Source organism: Actinocrinis sp. (genome assembly GCF_035650855.1).
Lineage (GTDB): Bacteria > Actinomycetota > Actinomycetes > Streptomycetales > Catenulisporaceae > Actinocrinis.
Window position 1 is genome coordinate 1 of record NZ_DASRGV010000396.1, and the last position, 15209, is coordinate 15209.

At 69.1% G+C, this 15209-nt stretch carries 15 protein-coding genes and 1 pseudogene; 7 read left to right on the forward strand and 9 right to left on the reverse strand.

Features of this window, described 5'->3' with window-relative positions; all coding sequences use genetic code 11:
- The 3 genes from VFB40_RS28025 to VFB40_RS28035 form a co-directional block, all read left to right on the forward strand.
- Positions 1–939, forward strand: a 939-nt coding sequence (locus VFB40_RS28025; protein WP_324855989.1) for a branched-chain amino acid ABC transporter permease, incomplete at its 5' end; no start/stop codon positions are given.
- Entirely contained in the window at positions 936–1829 is an 894-nt protein-coding gene (locus VFB40_RS28030; RefSeq protein ID WP_324855991.1) for an ABC transporter ATP-binding protein, read from the forward strand. The genes VFB40_RS28025 and VFB40_RS28030, both read left to right, overlap by 4 nt.
- Positions 1826–2542 carry an ABC transporter ATP-binding protein gene (locus VFB40_RS28035; RefSeq protein ID WP_324856017.1) on the forward strand — a complete coding sequence of 239 codons (717 nt, stop codon included), beginning with the start codon at positions 1826–1828 and terminating at the stop codon, positions 2540–2542. Before VFB40_RS28030 ends, VFB40_RS28035 begins: the two co-directional genes overlap by 4 nt.
- Positions 2543–2574: 32 nt before the next feature.
- Here the strand turns inward: VFB40_RS28035 and VFB40_RS28040 are convergent, their stop codons facing one another.
- The gene (locus VFB40_RS28040) at positions 2575–3390 is read right to left on the reverse strand and encodes a hypothetical protein (protein ID WP_324855993.1); all 816 of its coding nucleotides are present in this window, start codon (positions 3388–3390) and stop codon (positions 2575–2577) included.
- Positions 3391–3553: 163 nt separating this feature from the next.
- Between VFB40_RS28040 and VFB40_RS28045 the strand changes: the two genes are divergently transcribed.
- A complete protein-coding gene (locus VFB40_RS28045; RefSeq protein ID WP_324855995.1) occupies positions 3554–4813 on the forward strand; it encodes a glycosyl hydrolase family 8 in 1260 nt (419 codons plus the stop codon).
- Between the two features lie 41 nt (positions 4814–4854).
- On the opposite strand, the gene VFB40_RS28050 is transcribed toward VFB40_RS28045, so the two are convergent.
- A complete protein-coding gene (locus tag VFB40_RS28050) occupies positions 4855–5553 on the reverse strand; it encodes a hypothetical protein (RefSeq protein ID WP_324855997.1) in 699 nt (232 codons plus the stop codon).
- 69 nt (positions 5554–5622) lie between these two features.
- A complete protein-coding gene (locus VFB40_RS28055; RefSeq protein WP_324855999.1) occupies positions 5623–6054 on the reverse strand; it encodes a hotdog fold thioesterase in 432 nt (143 codons plus the stop codon).
- Between the two features lie 36 nt (positions 6055–6090).
- Between VFB40_RS28055 and polA the strand changes: the two genes are divergently transcribed.
- Entirely contained in the window at positions 6091–8904 is a 2814-nt protein-coding gene (gene polA, locus VFB40_RS28060; protein WP_414642162.1) for a DNA polymerase I, read from the forward strand.
- A gap of 489 nt (positions 8905–9393) precedes the next feature.
- Here polA and VFB40_RS28860 read toward each other — a convergent pair.
- A pseudogene (locus tag VFB40_RS28860) lies at positions 9394–9702 on the reverse strand (type II toxin-antitoxin system VapC family toxin); the annotation flags it as partial.
- Positions 9703–9711: 9 nt separating this feature from the next.
- Entirely contained in the window at positions 9712–9996 is a 285-nt protein-coding gene (locus tag VFB40_RS28065; RefSeq protein WP_324856003.1) for a hypothetical protein, read from the reverse strand.
- Positions 9997–10534: 538 nt separating this feature from the next.
- On the opposite strand from VFB40_RS28065, the gene VFB40_RS28070 reads away from it, so the two are divergent.
- The gene (locus tag VFB40_RS28070; RefSeq protein ID WP_324856005.1) at positions 10535–11002 is read left to right on the forward strand and encodes an excisionase family DNA-binding protein; all 468 of its coding nucleotides are present in this window, start codon (positions 10535–10537) and stop codon (positions 11000–11002) included.
- Positions 11003–11070: 68 nt separating this feature from the next.
- On the opposite strand, the gene VFB40_RS28075 is transcribed toward VFB40_RS28070, so the two are convergent.
- Complete coding sequence (locus tag VFB40_RS28075; protein WP_324856007.1) at positions 11071–11490, reverse strand: Clp protease N-terminal domain-containing protein; 420 nt, start codon at positions 11488–11490, stop codon at positions 11071–11073.
- A gap of 162 nt (positions 11491–11652) precedes the next feature.
- Positions 11653–12036, reverse strand: a complete 384-nt coding sequence (locus VFB40_RS28080; RefSeq protein ID WP_324856009.1) for a PPOX class F420-dependent oxidoreductase — start codon at positions 12034–12036, stop codon at positions 11653–11655.
- A gap of 90 nt (positions 12037–12126) precedes the next feature.
- On the opposite strand from VFB40_RS28080, the gene VFB40_RS28085 reads away from it, so the two are divergent.
- The gene (locus tag VFB40_RS28085) at positions 12127–12600 is read left to right on the forward strand and encodes a winged helix-turn-helix transcriptional regulator (RefSeq protein WP_324856011.1); all 474 of its coding nucleotides are present in this window, start codon (positions 12127–12129) and stop codon (positions 12598–12600) included.
- Positions 12601–12657: 57 nt separating this feature from the next.
- Here VFB40_RS28085 and VFB40_RS28090 read toward each other — a convergent pair whose 3' ends face one another.
- Together VFB40_RS28090 and VFB40_RS28095 are read right to left on the reverse strand one after the other, a co-directional pair.
- Positions 12658–13464 (reverse strand): DUF1932 domain-containing protein, encoded by an 807-nt coding sequence (locus VFB40_RS28090; RefSeq protein WP_324856013.1) that lies wholly within the window; start codon positions 13462–13464, stop codon positions 12658–12660.
- A gap of 25 nt (positions 13465–13489) precedes the next feature.
- Positions 13490–14962 (reverse strand): MFS transporter, encoded by a 1473-nt coding sequence (locus VFB40_RS28095; protein WP_324856015.1) that lies wholly within the window; start codon positions 14960–14962, stop codon positions 13490–13492.
- Positions 14963–15209 lie beyond the last annotated feature (247 nt).

Sequence of the window (15209 nt, forward strand, 5' to 3'; positions counted from 1 at the left end):
CTGGCCGGCCTGCTCGACCTGGGATACGTAGCGTTCCTCGGTGTCGGTGCGTACAGCGCGGCGCTGGTCTCCGGTGCTCTGTCATCCCGGTACGCGCACACGGTGCTGCCGTTCTGGGGCCAGATCCTGATCGGCGTGAGCGTCTCGATCATCGCGGGTGTCATCATCGGCGCCCCGACCCTGCGGCTGCGCGGTGACTATCTCGCGATTGTCACGCTCGGCTTCGGTGAGATCTTCCGGATCGTGGTCAACAACCTCAACGGGCAGTCGGGTCCCGACCTGACCAACGGCCCCGAGGGCATCTACGGCGTGCCGGACCTGAAGCTGTTCGGGTACGACTTCGGTGCGAACCACACCATCTTCGGGGTCTCCTTCGGCAAGTTCGCCAACTACTACCTGCTGCTACTGGTGGCGATGGCGATCGTGGTGTTCATCTACGCGCGGGTCAACGAGTCGCGGCTCGGCCGCGCCTGGGTGGCCATCCGCGAGGACGAGACCGCAGCCGAGGCGATGGGCATCCACGGCTACCGGTTCAAGCTGCTCGCCTTCGCCCTGGGCGCGGCGCTGGCCGGATTCGCCGGCACCATCAACGCGCACCTGCTCAACACGGTGACCCCGGACCAGTACATGTTCTCCGCGTCCGCCCCGCCGAACTCCGCGTTCCTGCTCGCCGCCGTGGTGCTCGGCGGCATGGGCACGATCAGCGGCCCGCTGCTCGGCGCGGCGCTGCTCTACCTGGTGCCGGCCAAGTTCCAGTTCTTCCAGAACAAGCAGCTGCTGCTGTTCGGACTCGCGCTGATCCTGATGATGCGGTTCCGGCCGGAGGGCCTGGTGCCCAACAAGCGCAGGCAGCTGGAGTTCCACGCGGAGGAGGTCGCCGAGGCCGAGGCCCTTGAAGTGGCCGAGTCCGAGGCGCCGGAAGCGGAGGCCGTGGCATGACCACCCTGACGACCACCGAGCCCGCCGACCGGGTCGGCACCGCGGTGCTCGAAGCGCGCGGCGTGACCATGCGGTTCGGCGGGCTGACCGCCGTCGACGGCGTGGACCTGACCGTCGGCGACCGGGAGATCGTCGGTCTGATCGGCCCGAACGGCGCCGGCAAGACCACCTTCTTCAACTGCCTGACCGGCCTGTACGTGCCCACCTCCGGCGAGGTGCGGTACAAGGGCGCGGTGCTGCCCGCCAAGCCCTACCGGGTGACCCAGGCGGGCATCGCGCGCACCTTCCAGAACATCCGGCTGTTCGCGAACATGACAGTGCTCGAGAACGTCATGGTCGGCCGGCACTGCCGCACCAAGGAGGGGCTGTTCTCGGCGATCGGGCGCGGCCCGCGCTACCGTGCGGCCGAGCGCGAGGCCCGGGACAACGCCCGCGAACTGCTCGACTTCCTCGGCATCGGCAGGCACGCGAACTCGCTGGCCCGCAACCTGCCCTACGGCGACCAGCGCAAGCTGGAGATCGCCCGGGCGATGGCCAGCGACCCGGGCCTGATCCTGCTCGACGAGCCGACCGCGGGCATGAACCCGCAGGAGACCAGGGCCACCCAGGAGGTCGTGTTCAAGATCCGCGAGCGCGGCCTTGCCGTGGTGGTGATCGAGCACGACATGCGGTTCATCTTCGGCCTCTGCGACCGGGTCGCGGTGCTGGTGCAGGGCCGCAAGCTGGTCGAGGGCACGCCGGAGGTGGTCCGCGCGGACGAGCGGGTCATCGCGGCCTACCTCGGCACGCCGTACGAGGATGACGCAGCGGCCCGCGGCGCGGCCGGCGACGGCGGCGGCGACGCCGCCACGGTGCGCGCGGCCGGCGAGGACGAAGGGACGGCCTCCTGATGGCCCTGTTGGAGGTCCACGACCTGCACGTCGCCTACGGCAAGATCGAGGCGGTCAAGGGCATCAGCTTCTCCGTGGAGCAGGGCCAGGTCGTCACGCTGATCGGCACGAACGGCGCCGGCAAGACTACGACCCTGCGCACCATCTCCGGGCTGCTGCGGCCCGCGGCGGGCTCGATCACCTTCGACGGCAAGCCGATCCAGAACACCCCGGCGCACCAGATCGTCGAGCTCGGGCTCGCCCACTCCCCGGAGGGGCGGCACATCTTCCCGCGCATGACCATCGAGGAGAACCTGCTGCTCGGTGCGTACCTGCGCAAGGACGCGCCGGGTATCGCGGACGACGTGTCCAGGGCGTACACGATGTTCCCGATCCTCGGCGAGCGGCGGTCCCAGGCCGCGGGCACGCTCTCCGGCGGCGAGCAGCAGATGCTCGCCATGGCCAGGGCGCTGATGTGCAAGCCGCGGCTGCTCATGCTCGACGAGCCGTCGATGGGCCTCTCGCCGATCATGATGAAGCAGATCATGGACACCATCGCGGAGCTCAAGTCCGCCGGCACGACCATCCTCCTGGTCGAGCAGAACGCGCAGGCCGCGCTCTCGCTCGCGGACGAGGGGCACGTGCTGGAGGTGGGCCGCATCGCGCTGTCCGGCCGCGGTTCGGAGCTGCTGCACGACGAGCAGGTGCGCAAGACGTACCTCGGCGAGGAATAGCCCGCGCCGCCGCTCGACTCCGCGCCGAGCGGTCAGGACCCTGCCACGACCACGCCGATCGTGTGCGGGGCCTGACTGCTCGCGCGGCCGGGGCACACCTGCCGCAGCAGGTCGGCCAGGTCGCTGGAGTACCGCTCGCCGAGGATGGTGAAGCGGTCGATGACGCCGGCCGGTCCGTCCGCGACCACGTCCACGAAGCCCATCGACTCGCCGATGGGGACCGTGGCGCAGTTCGTCACGGTGAGTTCCAGCCGCACGTTCGCGCCTGCCGGGGGCAGCGGCGCGACGGACGGCGGCGGGTCGGCGCGTGCCGTCACGCCGTTCTCGCTCACGTAGTAGGCGATGATGCGCACGCTCGCGCCCGGTACCGGCGTGACGCGCAGATTGACGTCGATCCTGTGCTGCGGCACGGAGACGACGTACGCGTTGCGATACGCGACGGTGACGCTGAACGCGGCGTAGTCCGGCGGCGGCGGGGTGGGCGTCGCGAAGTGGAGCGACAAGTTCGGGGCGGGCGCCGTCGTGCCGTGCGTCGCCCACAGCGCCGCGCCGAGCACCGCGACGGCGAGAGTGGTCATCGCGGCCGGGCGCAGGTCACGCGAGCGGCCGGCGGGGGAGAGCAGCGCGGCTGGGCTGTCGTCCTCGAACTCGATCTCCAGTGCGCCCTGCGCATCCTCGTCGTGTGCCCGAGTGCGGTCGCGGTCGTGGGCGTACGGCTCGAAGTCATCCGCCGCGATCTCATAGCCGGACACGGTTTCCGCTCCGGATCGAGCGTTCCGCTCGCCGCCGCGGTTCGTCCGGCCGAAGCCGCGCGGTTCCGCCGTCTGACCGCCAGCCTTGCGCTTCATGCAGTCCAGTGTCCGATGTAAGTGCCTGCTGTGGAACGCCCCTTGACAGAGTTCCGCCGCGCCGCGAAGCTAAGCGAGCGAGTTAGGAAAGTTATCTAACTTAAATCTTGGACGGCCCGGCGTGCGGCGCGATTCCGGGCGCATACCCTCAAGGAGCGAGCAGATGGCTTCGCGCACCATGACGTATCTTGCGCAGCACCGGTTCATCGCGGCGGCGACCGCCGTAACCGCTGCTGCCGGGTGCATGATCGGCCTCGCGGCGACCGGCGCACAAGCCGCCACACCCACGCACGCCTTCCCCACGCACGTCACGTACAAGGTCGGAGTCACGCCGTCGGCGTCTCAGTCCACGAAGGATGCCAAGGTCGAGGCCGCCTACAACGCCTGGAAGTCGACCTACCTGGTACACGGCTGCGCTTCCAACGAGTACTACGTGTCCACCAAGGGCGACGGCGACGCGCCTAACAACGGCCCGGTCTCCGAAGGCCAGGGCTACGGCATGAACATCGTGCCGCTGATGGCCGGGTACGACGCCAACGCGCAGGCCGAGTTCAACGGCCTGTGGCAGCTGGTCAAGGACCACGAGGACCAGTACGGCCTGATGCAGTGGCAGCTGGACGGCAAGACCTGCAAGTACGCCGACAGCGGCACGCCCGACGCCGCCACCGACGGCGACCTCGACGTCGGCTACGGCCTGATCCTCGCGGACAAGCAGTGGGGCGGCTACACCTCGGCCGCGAAGACCTGGCTGGCCAACATCTACGCGCACGACGTGACCTCCGACGGCCACCTCAAGTGCGAGGACGACGGCCCGAGCACCGACACCCGGCCCAGCGACATGATGCTCGATCACCTGCGCGCGTTCGCCGCGTACGACACCGCGCACGACTGGGCGAAGGTGGTCTCGCGCACCGAGGCGATCGTCTCCGAGTTCACCGCGTCGTACTCGTCGACCTACGGCCTGCTCTCCGACTTCGTGGTCAACGCCAACACCACCAGCCCGAAGCCCGCGCCCGCCAACTACCAGGAGGACCAGCCGGACAACATCGTCGGCTACAACTCCATCCGGGTCCCGTGGCACATGGGCACCGACGCGCTGCTGTACGGCGCGTCGACGGCGTCAGTGTCCTACAACGACGCCAAGAAGTGGTCGGCCTGCGCGAAGAAGGTCTCCGGCGGCGACCCGCAGAACGTGTACCCGCACATCAAGCTCGGCTGCACGGCCTATTCGACGAGCGACCAGGCGGAGGAGGCCGGCGACTCGGTGGGCCCGGCCGCGATGGCCGCGGGGGACCAGGCGTGGACCGACACGCTGTGGAACTACCTGGCCACCAACCCGTTCGGCGACGGCTACTACGGCCAGACCATCAAGATGCTCGTGTACATCGTGATGGCGGGCGACTACTGGAACCCGGTCGCCTAACGTACACATCCCCTCGAAAGGGGCAATCGCCCGACGCCTCGTCAGTTGTCCCACAGCATCGCGCAATACGCTGCCCGGCCGCTCTGCCAGTGGTCGGGCAGCAGCGCGTTCGCCGGGAGCGGAACGTCCACCGAGGTCACGTTGCCCTGGGCACTGCGCACGGTCATGTGCAGGACGCCCGGTTGCGCGTCCGGCTTGGTCGAAGCGGCGCTGTCCGGCGTGCCCGCGGAGCAGTCGTAGGCACCGGAGAGCACGACCTCCAGCTGCTGGGTCCGGTTGAGGCTCACCGGGCTGCCGATGTAGCTCAGGCTCAGATCGGACTGGCGCGCTTCGAGCTGAGTGACCGTCACGGAGCCGTTGCCGGTGTCCGCGAGATCGATGAGCAGGTTGAGGCTCTGGTCGTCCGCGCTCGGCGAGTAGGCCGCGTCCAGGACCGCGACCGTCGAGCGCGCCGCCTGACGCTGCGCCGCCTGCGCGACCAGCGCGTTGCTGACGGTCCCGGTCAGGCCGGCCAGCACGACGGCGCCGATAGCGATCTTGCGGTAACGAGGCGCCAGTGCGGCCAAAGTCCAAGCCCGGCGCGGCGGTCTCCACACGCGCGCGCGACCGGGCGCGAGGCTGCCGATGACCTCGCGCTCGCTGACGAGTTTCGCCTCGCCGGGCTCGTTCGCCGCCTCGTCGTCCTCGAATTCGATATATAGCTTCGGTGCTGATCCGTTATGCTCTCGTGATACTCTCACGGTCACAGCATGCGACAGCCGGGGAGTTAACGCCAGTAGCGTCCCGAATCGTCGGGAAGATGACGGAAATCACGGTTTGCGAATGAGGCAGCTGAGGCGCGCCGTGCAGATCCGGCGCCCGTCCTCGTCCGTGATCACGATCTCGTAGGTGGCCATCGAGCGGCCGAGGAACAGCGGAGTCGCCGTGCCGGTCACGATGCCGGAGCGGGCCGAGCGGTGGTGCGTCGCGTTGATCTCCACGCCGACCACCATCGAGCCGGGGCCCGCGTGCACCGCGGCTCCCACGGAACCCATCGTCTCGGCCAGCGCCGCCGAGGCCCCGCCGTGCAGCAGCCCGGCCGGCTGGGTGTTGCCCTCAACCGGCATCGTCGCCACGAGCCGCTGCGCGGAGATCTCGGTGAAGCGGATGCCCAGCTTCTCGCCCAGCGTTCCACCGGTGGCGTATACATCGTGTACCAGGTCCTGGAACGCTTCGTACTCAGGGAGTCGCGCCTCGCCCATGTGCCGGGTCATCCTTTCCGCGTCGTGGGCCCATTGATGTCGGACCCAGCGCATAGGATCGCATCCGTGGAGAAGACGGGAGTATCGGCAGTGAGTGAGACCGGACAGAGCACGGCGACCGGCGGCCCGGCGGGCGCGTCCGCGGCGGGTGGCAAGCTGCTCCTGCTCGACGGCCACTCCATGGCCTACCGGGCCTTCTACGCGCTGCCCGCGGAGAACTTCACCATCTCCACCGGCCAGTCCACCAACGCGATCTACGGCTTCACCTCCATGCTGATCAACGTGGTACGCGACGAGGCGCCCACGCACCTGGCCGTGGCCTTCGACGTCTCCCGCGCCACGCTCAAGCGGACCGCGCTGTTCCCGGCGTACAAGGCGCAGCGCGCCTCCACCCCGGCGGAGTTCGTCGGACAGGTGGAGCTGCTGTGCGAACTGCTGACCGCACTGCACATCCCCGTGTTCCGCAAGGAGGGCTCGGAGGCCGACGACCTGATCGCGACGCTGGCGACCCAGGCCGCGGCCGACGGCTTCGACGTCAGCATCGTCACCGGGGACCGCGACGCGCTGCAGCTGGTCACCGACCACGTCACCGTGCTCTACCCGCGCAAGGGGGTGGCGGACCTGGTGCGCTTCACCCCGGAAGCGGTGGAGGAGAAGTACGGTCTCACCCCGCAGCAGTACCCTGACTTCGCGGCGCTGCGCGGCGACCCCTCCGACAACCTGCCCTCGATCCCCGGCATCGGCGAGAAGACCGCGGCCAAGTGGATCCGTGAATTCGGCTCGCTGGCGCAGCTGGCCGAGCGCGCGGACGAGGTCAAGGGCAAGGCCGGCGAGGCGCTGCGCGCGCACCTGGAGCAGGTACAGACCAACCGGCTGCTCACCGAGCTGGACCGCGAGGTCGAACTCGAGCTGCGGCCGGCCGACCTGGCCCGCGCCGCCGCCGACACCGCCGCGGTCGACCAGCTGTTCACCACGCTGGAGTTCCGCGCCCTGCGCCCGCGGATGAACGACGTCTTCGGCCTCGACGCCCCGGAGCCCGACGCGAGCGCCCCGCGCGACGACGAGCCGGAACTGCACACCGCGGTGCTGCTCACCGGCGAGCTCGCCCCCTGGCTCGCCGAGCACGCCGCCGGAGACGCCCCGATCGGCATCGCGGTCGAGGGCCGCTGGGGCCGCGGCGCCGGCCAGCTGACCGCGATCGCCCTCGCCACCGCCGACGCGCACGCCGCCTACTTCACCCCGGACAGCCTCGACCCCGCCGACGAGGCCGCGCTCGGCAAGCTGCTCGCCGACCCGGCCAAGCCCAAGATCCTGCACGACGCGAAGGGCCCGATCCTCGCCTTCGCCGAGCACGGCTTCCCGTTCGCGGGCCTCGGCGGGGACACCGCGCTGGCCGCCTACCTGGTGCAGCCGGGCGTGCGCACCGCCGAGCTGGCCGACCTGGTCCGCCAGTACCTCGGCCGGGAGCTGACCAGCGCCCAGCCGGAGGGCCAGCTGACCCTTGACGTGCTCGGCGAGCAGGACGAGGCCCCGACCGGCCTGATGCGGGCCGCCTCGGTGCTGACCGAGCTGAACACCCGCCTGGAGCAGGAACTCGACCGGCGCGCCGAGTCCGAGCAGACCGCCGAGAACCTGCTGCGCAACGTCGAGCTGCCGCTACTCCTGCTGCTGGCCCGGATGGAGCGCGCCGGCATCGCCGCGGACCGCGAGTACCTGTCCGACCTCGAAGTCGGCTTCGCCGCGGACGTCAAGCACGCGGTGGAGGAAGCGCACTCGGCCACCGGCGTCCAGTTCAACCTCGGCTCGCCCAAGCAGCTGCAGGAGATCCTGTTCGAGCAGCTCAAGCTGCCGAAGACGAAGAAGATCAAGACTGGCTACACCACCGACGCCGACGCGCTGACCTGGCTGGCCGGCCAGACCGACCACCCGCTGCCGGTCATCCTGCTGCGCCACCGCGACGTCAACCGGCTGCGCACCACGGTCGAGGGCCTGATCAAGACGGTGCTTGACGACGGCCGCATCCACACGACGTTCAACCAGATGGTCGCCGCCACCGGCCGGCTGTCCTCGGTGGACCCGAACCTGCAGAACATCCCGATCCGCACCGAGGAGGGCCGCCGCATCCGCAAGGCCTTCATCGCAGGCCCCGGATACGACACGCTGATGACGGCCGACTACAGCCAGATCGAGATGCGCATCATGGCGCACCTCTCCGGCGACGAGGGCCTGATCGAGGCGTTCAACTCGGGCGAGGACCTGCACTCCTCGGTGGCGGCCAAGGTGTGGAACGTGGCGCCCAAGGAGGTCACCGGAGACCTGCGCCGCAAGGTCAAGGCGGTCTCCTACGGCCTGGCCTACGGGCAGTCGGCGTACGGCCTCGCGCAGAACCTCGGCGTGAGCAACGCCGAGGCCACCCACATGATGGAGGACTACTTCGCGCGCTTCGGCGGGATCCGCGACTACCTGCGCGCGGTCGTCGACGAGGCCCGCAAGACCGGCTACACCCAGACGGTGCTCGGCAGAAGGCGCTACCTGCCGGACCTGACCTCCACCAACCCGCACCTGCGCCAGATGGCCGAGCGCATGGCCCTCAACGCGCCGATCCAGGGTTCGGCGGCCGACATCATCAAGGTCGCGATGCTCAAGGTCGACGACGCGCTGCGGGAGCACGAGCTCAAGTCGCGCCTGCTGCTGCAGGTGCACGACGAACTGGTCCTCGAGGTCTGCGACGAGGAGCGCGAACTGGTCGAGCAGCTGGTGCGCCGGGAGATGGGCTCGGCCTACGAGCTGCGGGTGCCCCTCGACGTCTCGGTCGGCTTCGGCCGCGACTGGCAGGCCGCCGGCCACTGACCCGCCCCGCTGCTCGCCCGGTGTCCGAGTGCGGCTTTCATCCGTCGGCGAGCAGCGATGCGCGGAGGTACTCCTTGGCGCGAATGGACAGATCGCGCGGGCCGTCACCGATCCTGTGAAGGAAAAGCGGTGCCCGGACGCCCGCTGCTGATCAGCGTCGGCCGAGGGGCGTTCGGCGTGCTGCTCGGCGTCGTGCGCGCGTTGTGGCACGGGTGTGTTTGCAGCCATCTGACGCATAATCACACGGCCGTGTCCTGACCGCATGCTGACGCGCACTCCGCCTTCTCGCTTCGCTCGGCTGCTCTGCGCGCTGATCTTGCCCGCCCGCCCTGCTCCGCGCCCTCGCTGGAACCAGGGCGCTGCCGCGCACGCGCTCCGCGCTGAACGCTTCGCTGGCCTTCGGTTCCGCTGCGCTTCGCCGGGACGCCTGCGGCTGGCTTGGTAACGCCTTCGGCTGCCCCGCCACACGCTTTGTCTCACGTTGAGCCGTTCGGCAGTCGCGATGACGGCGGCGTCCGCGACGCCGAGTGGCAGGTTCGCGTACTTCCGAGCGAGCTCGGCGATTCGGTGCCAGTCGTCCGACACGGGGTGTTCGATGACGAACTCACCCTGCGCCACGGCATCCAGAAACGCGACCTCGGCCATCGCACCGACGCGCGTTTGAATCAGATAGCAGACTTCGGTAACCACAAGGCTCGGAACGACGACATCGCCCTGTGTACGCGTCAAGAAACGTCGCGCACCGACTGCGATGGACGTCTCTCTTGTTGACCAGCGCAAGCAGCGGTCCGGTGTCACAGACCAGCTTCATTCGCCGTCACGCAGCGATTCGCGGAGGTACTCCTTGGCGCGAGTGGACAGATCGCTTGGGCCTTCGCCGATTCCGGTGAAAGAAAATCGATGTCCGGATACCCGCTGCTGATCAGCTGCGGTCGAGGGCCGCTCGGCGTCCACGTCCGTATCGTCCGTGGGCAGCAGCATAGGCGTGTTGGCAGCCAGCCGGCGCAAGATCACGTAGACCGTGCCGTAGTCGGCAGGCTGGATCTGATCCACAAGCTCGTGGATCGCAGCTGCGTCAGGGGCGATGGTCATGTCACACGGTTAGCGCGTTTGGTGATGACCTGCGGGAATCCCGAACGTGAGCTGCCGTGTCGCGGAGCCTTCTCGAACAGCTGGGCGTCCACGTCGATGCCAGTCTTCGGCCAAGGGCTAGCTGAGCGGCTCCGCTGTGTGCCCAGTGCACGCGCGCTCCGCTGCCTCGCTTCGCTCGGCGGCTCCGCGCGCTGATCTTGCCCCACCCGCCCACCCTTCTCCGCGCCCTCGCTGGCGCTCGGCCGCTACGCGAACTCAGGGCGCTGCCGCGCACGCGCTGCGCGCTGAACGCTGCGCTGGCCTTCGGCTCCGCTGCGCTTCGCCGGGACGCCTGCGCTGGCTTGGTAACGCCTTCGGCTGCCCGCTCGCTCCAAGTGCTCTGCTACCTCGCCGACGCTCGGCCGCTCCGCGCCGTGTTCGCGCCGCAGGTTCTGGCTGCCGAAATCCTGCCCAAGCCTCGCGTCTCACTCGTTTACGTTTGTTTTGCTTTTCCCCCAATGATGGACACGCCAGGTTCGATGACGCGGAGGTGTGGGCTTTGGCTGGGCAGCCGATCGTCGGAACCGAAACCGATGCGCCGCATCTGGCTTCGTTGGCGCGGCTCAACCTGCGTGGCAGGCATCTGCGCCTTGTCGTGGACGGGGGAGAGCCTGTTGACGTTCCGGAACCGGTGGTCGAGGCGCTCGCCGAAGTGATTTCGGTCATGCGGCAGGGACGGGCAGTGGCAGTAGTGCCGCAGAACACTCAACTCACCACGGGAGAGGCGGCCCAGCTGCTCGGGGTCACCCGTCCAACGGTGGTGAAGCTGATGGAAGACGGCGTCCTTCCCTTCGAACGGCCGAATTCATCGCGTCGGGTCGCTCTTCGTGACGTGCTTGCGTACACGGAACGCAGAACGCGGGCGCGACGTGAGGCTTTGGATCAAATGACTGCAGAGCTCGCTGACGCGGGCGTATACGACCAAGACGCTCGCCGAGGCCGCGACGCGTCCGCCGAGCGGCCGTGATCGTCGCTGTTCTCGACGCTTGCGTTTTCGTCCCGAGCGTCCTTGCCGATACTCTGCTGCGCCCCGCATCACGCCTGCGGCTGACCGCCATCGCCCTCACGCACGAGACGCTCCGCGTTGCGAGCGCGCGCTAGGTCAACGCCGAGCGCGGAGAGCACTCGGGCCCCAGGGCCATGACCCTCGCGGACCAGACCGAGCAGTACGTGCCCACTACCGATGTAGGGGCTGTTGAGCCGCGCTGCCTCTCGCAGCGTGAGTTCCAGGACTTGCTTGGCTGCCGGGGCGAAGGGCAGGTGCCCGGAGGTCTCGGCGACGTTTCCCGCCGGGACGGCCTGTTCGATGTCGCGGCGCACCGTGGCCGGTGCGATCCCCAGGGCGTTGAGCATCCGTCCGGCAGTGCTCTGATCGTCGCGGATCAGGGCGAGCAGGAAGTGCTCAGTGCCGAGATAGTCGTGGCGCAGCGTGCGGGCTTCTTCGGAAGCCGACACGACGACTCGTCGAGCATTTTCGGTGAATCGCTCGAACACCGCTTGCCCTCCTTGGTCAACTGCGTCTCCGTTGAGGCACACGCTATGGAACGCAGTGCTCTGAGCCTAGAGTCGGCCTGATGGGGCCCAGCGTACGTCGTCGTGCGGTGCTAGGAGCGCCGCTCAGCCGATGCCGACCGACTGCCGCTCGGGCTCGATGACCGCGACGACGCGTTCTTCGGCCCGCGAGTACGGCTGGCCGATGTACTTGGTCGACAACTGGTCGATGATCGTCCAGGCCGCGTCGCCTTCGAGCCATTCGATGACGCGGCCGCGCACGATGATCGGCTCGAAGGGGTTGTCGGCCGAGGTGAGGGAGAGGGCGACCCTCGGGTCGCGGCGCAGGTTGCGGGCCTTGCGCGAGTTCGGGCCGGTGAGGAAGACGATGCGATCGTCGTGGGTGCCGATCCAGAGCGGGACGGTGTGTGGCGAGCCGTCCGGGAGAACGGTCGCGAGGTGGGCCAGCGAAGTGCCGTCGAGCGCGCGGCGTACGGTCGGGTCGAGCATCGTTGCTCTCCTTTCAGAGTTCCCTTGGGAGACTCTGCTACCGTAGCGCTTGGAGTTCCTTTAGGGAACCCAAACGGCTAGACTGTTGTCATGCAGCGCACCGACTTCAGCGAAATGGCCTGTTCGATCGCGCGTACCCTCGACGTGATCGGCGAGCCGTGGTCACCGTTGATCCTGCGCGACATCTGGGTTGGGATCTCTCGGTTCGAACAGATCCAGGCCGATCTAGGCATCTCGCGCAAGGTGCTCACCGAGCGGCTGAACTACCTCGTTGAGCGCGGGATCATCGAGCGCCGGCCCTACGACCGCCGGCCGCGGTACGAATATGTCCTCACCGGTAAGGGGGCGGAGCTTGTCGACGTGCTGATGGTGATGGTCCGCTGGGGCGACAAGTGGCTCGCCGGTGAGGCCGGGCCGCCGGTGCTTTATCGGCACCACGCTTGCGGGCAGATCGGCAGCGTCGACCTGCGGTGCGAGCACTGCGGGCAGCCGATGCACGCCGGGGACATCGATCTCATGCCGGGGCCGGGGGCGGCAGGGATGGTGACGGCGGCGGCGGTCTAGGAGATGGCCTAGCTCCTAGCTGCGCGGGTTGGGGGACCGCTAGCTGCGTAGGCCGGTTCACTTGCAGGCGTCGGCGTCGGTTCCGTCGGCTACACGGCGGTAGGTGTCGGCGGCGGCGCGGGACCAGCCGTCGGGGAGGCTGAGCGCGGCGAGGGCCGCAGCCGCCTCGTCCATCTCGCCCGCCCAGCGCCAGGCTTTCGGGCGCGCGCGGCGCTCGATCGACGCGAGCTGCGCGTCCAGGTCGATGCCGTCTTCCGCCAGGACTTCGCGGACCGGGGCGAGGACCCCGTACGCGCTCGCGGCCTCGGCCATGGCCAGCCAGATCGTCGGCATCGCCTTGCTTTGCAACGCGAAGCAGACCTTTGCCATCGACGCCTGGCCGAGGCGGTCTCCGAGCACGCGCACGTCGAGCGGCGTATCCGCGAACAGCTCGGCCGCCTCCTCGGCACGCGGCCCGGAGAGCCAGAGGAAAGTGCCCGGCTGCCACGCCGGCGGGCCGACAAGTGCCGCGTCGACGACGCGGTCCTGGTCGAAGAGCTCTGCGATGCGCTCGACGGTCGCGGGCGCTACCGCGTTGGCGTCGATGTAGAGCTCTAACTCCGGGCCCGCATGTCGTGCGACGTCGCGGGCCACTTCTTCAGCGGCGTGGGGCGGACAGATCGAGACGATCACCTGCGCGCGGGACGCGAGGGCGGACAAGTCCGGGACCTCGGTGAGTCCGGCCTGCTGCGCTCGGTGATGCGTTTCTGGAGAACGGCCCTGCGCCGCCCACAGCACCGCCTCGCAGTTCTGCCGCAGCGTCGCGCCGAGGGAGGCGCCCATCGCCCCGGGATGGAGAACGCCTGCCTCGACGCGGCCCTGCATACGTGCGTACCTACCTCTTACTGCGTTACGCGGTGGGCTCGGGCCGCGGAGCCGAGTTCGAGCCGGCCGAGGACACCGAGGCGGGGGACTGGAGCATGCTAGCGCCGGACGAGGTGGGCACGGCGCGGGAACCCGCCAGCGCCTCGGCCGCCTGCTCCGGACCCACCTCGGCGACCAGGTCGGTCGCACGGGTCTCGCGCGCCGCGAGCACCGCGATGAGCGTGAGCAGGGCCGCCGCGCCAAGGTAGATCGCGAGCAGCGTCGGGGTCTTGCCGCCGTTGTGCTGCAGCACAGCCACCGCGATGAGCGGAGCCGGCGCGCCCGCGGCGATCGAGGCGACCTGGTAGCCGATCGACGCTCCGGAGTATCGCACGTTTGTGGCGAACAGCTCCGCGAAGAAGGCCGCCTGCGGCGCGTACATCAGGCCGTGGAACGCCAGCGCGATCGTGACGGCCGCGACCGCCTGCGGGTACGACCTCGAATTCAGCATGCCGAAGAAGAACGGCGTCCACACACCGATCCCGATCGCCCCGGCCAGATACACCGGTCGGCGGCCGACCCGGTCCGACAGGCTGCCGAACAGCGGGATCAACGCGAACTCGACCGCCGAGCCGATCAGGACCGCGTCGAGGCCGAAGGACTTCGGCAGCTTCAGGAAGTCGACGACGTACACCAGGATGAACGCGGTGATCACGTAGTACGAGATGTTCTCCGCCATGCGCGCGCCGAACGCGGTGAGCAGCTGCTTCCAGGAGGACTGAAGCACCTCGACGACCGGGGGCTTTGCCGTCGCGCGGGTCGCCTCACGCCGGGCGAGCGACTGGCGGAACGCCTCGGTCTCGTGCAGCGAGGCGCGCACCCACAAGCCCACGATCATCAGCAGCGCCGAGAGCGCGAAGCCGATCCGCCAGCCCCAGGACAGGAACGCCGACTCGCTCAGGTTCTGGCTCAGCAGCAGGATGACGCCGGTACCGAGCACGTTGCCGAGCGGTGCGCCCGCCTGCGGCCACGACGCCCAGAATCCGCGGCGTCCACGATCCTGTTCCGCGACGATGAGGACGGCGCCGCCCCACTCACCGCCGAGCGCGAAGCCCTGGACCATGCGTAGCGTGGTGAGCAGGATCGGGGCGGCGACCCCGATCGCGGCGTATGAGGGCACTGCCGCGATGAGCGTGGTCGCGGCGCCCATGACCACCAGCGTCATGAACAGCGCGCGCTTGCGGCCGATCCGGTCGCCGAGGTTGCCGAAGAAGATCCCGCCCAGCGGCCGCGCCGCGAATCCGAGCGCGTAGGTGAGGAACGAGAGCAGCGTCCCGGTCAGCGGATCGGCCTTGACGAAGAAGACCTTGGGGAAGACGACCGCGGCGGCCGTGCCGTAGAGGAAGAAGTCGTACCACTCCAGCGTGGTGCCGACCAGCGAGGCGCCGACGACTCGCCAGGGGGACTGCGCGCGGTCGGCGCCTGCGGCGGCCGTCTCTGATGCGGTGGTGGTGCTCAACGTCGAGCTCCTGTCACAGGGGTACGGGGTGAGCGCGCCGCGCGTGGCGCGTGTGGGTACTGTCCTGTGCGGGCTCGGGCGAGGGGATGTGGGAGCGGCATACTCTGCCGGCGACGCAAGTGGGGCCGGGCTACGCGAACGAGCCCCGCCCCACGGTGAATCGCGAGTTGGATCAGTGCTGGATCAAGCGACTGGCATGGTGGGCACGTCGCCGCTCGGGACGCGCAGCGTCGGACCGGTGGCGGCG

What these genes read in the sequence shown, in the direction of transcription:
- VFB40_RS28045 (WP_324855995.1), top strand. Translation starts at nt 3,554, where the DNA reads ATGGCTTCGCGCACCATGACGTATCTTGCGCAGCACCGGTTCATCGCG.
- polA (WP_414642162.1), top strand. Translation starts at nt 6,091, where the DNA reads ATGTCGGACCCAGCGCATAGGATCGCATCCGTGGAGAAGACGGGAGTA.
- VFB40_RS28040 (WP_324855993.1), bottom strand. Translation starts at nt 3,390, where the DNA reads ATGAAGCGCAAGGCTGGCGGTCAGACGGCGGAACCGCGCGGCTTCGGC.
- VFB40_RS28065 (WP_324856003.1), bottom strand. Translation starts at nt 9,996, where the DNA reads ATGACCATCGCCCCTGACGCAGCTGCGATCCACGAGCTTGTGGATCAG.
- VFB40_RS28055 (WP_324855999.1), bottom strand. Translation starts at nt 6,054, where the DNA reads ATGGGCGAGGCGCGACTCCCTGAGTACGAAGCGTTCCAGGACCTGGTA.
- VFB40_RS28085 (WP_324856011.1), top strand. Translation starts at nt 12,127, where the DNA reads ATGCAGCGCACCGACTTCAGCGAAATGGCCTGTTCGATCGCGCGTACC.
- VFB40_RS28080 (WP_324856009.1), bottom strand. Translation starts at nt 12,036, where the DNA reads ATGCTCGACCCGACCGTACGCCGCGCGCTCGACGGCACTTCGCTGGCC.
- VFB40_RS28090 (WP_324856013.1), bottom strand. Translation starts at nt 13,464, where the DNA reads ATGCAGGGCCGCGTCGAGGCAGGCGTTCTCCATCCCGGGGCGATGGGC.
- VFB40_RS28030 (WP_324855991.1), top strand. Translation starts at nt 936, where the DNA reads ATGACCACCCTGACGACCACCGAGCCCGCCGACCGGGTCGGCACCGCG.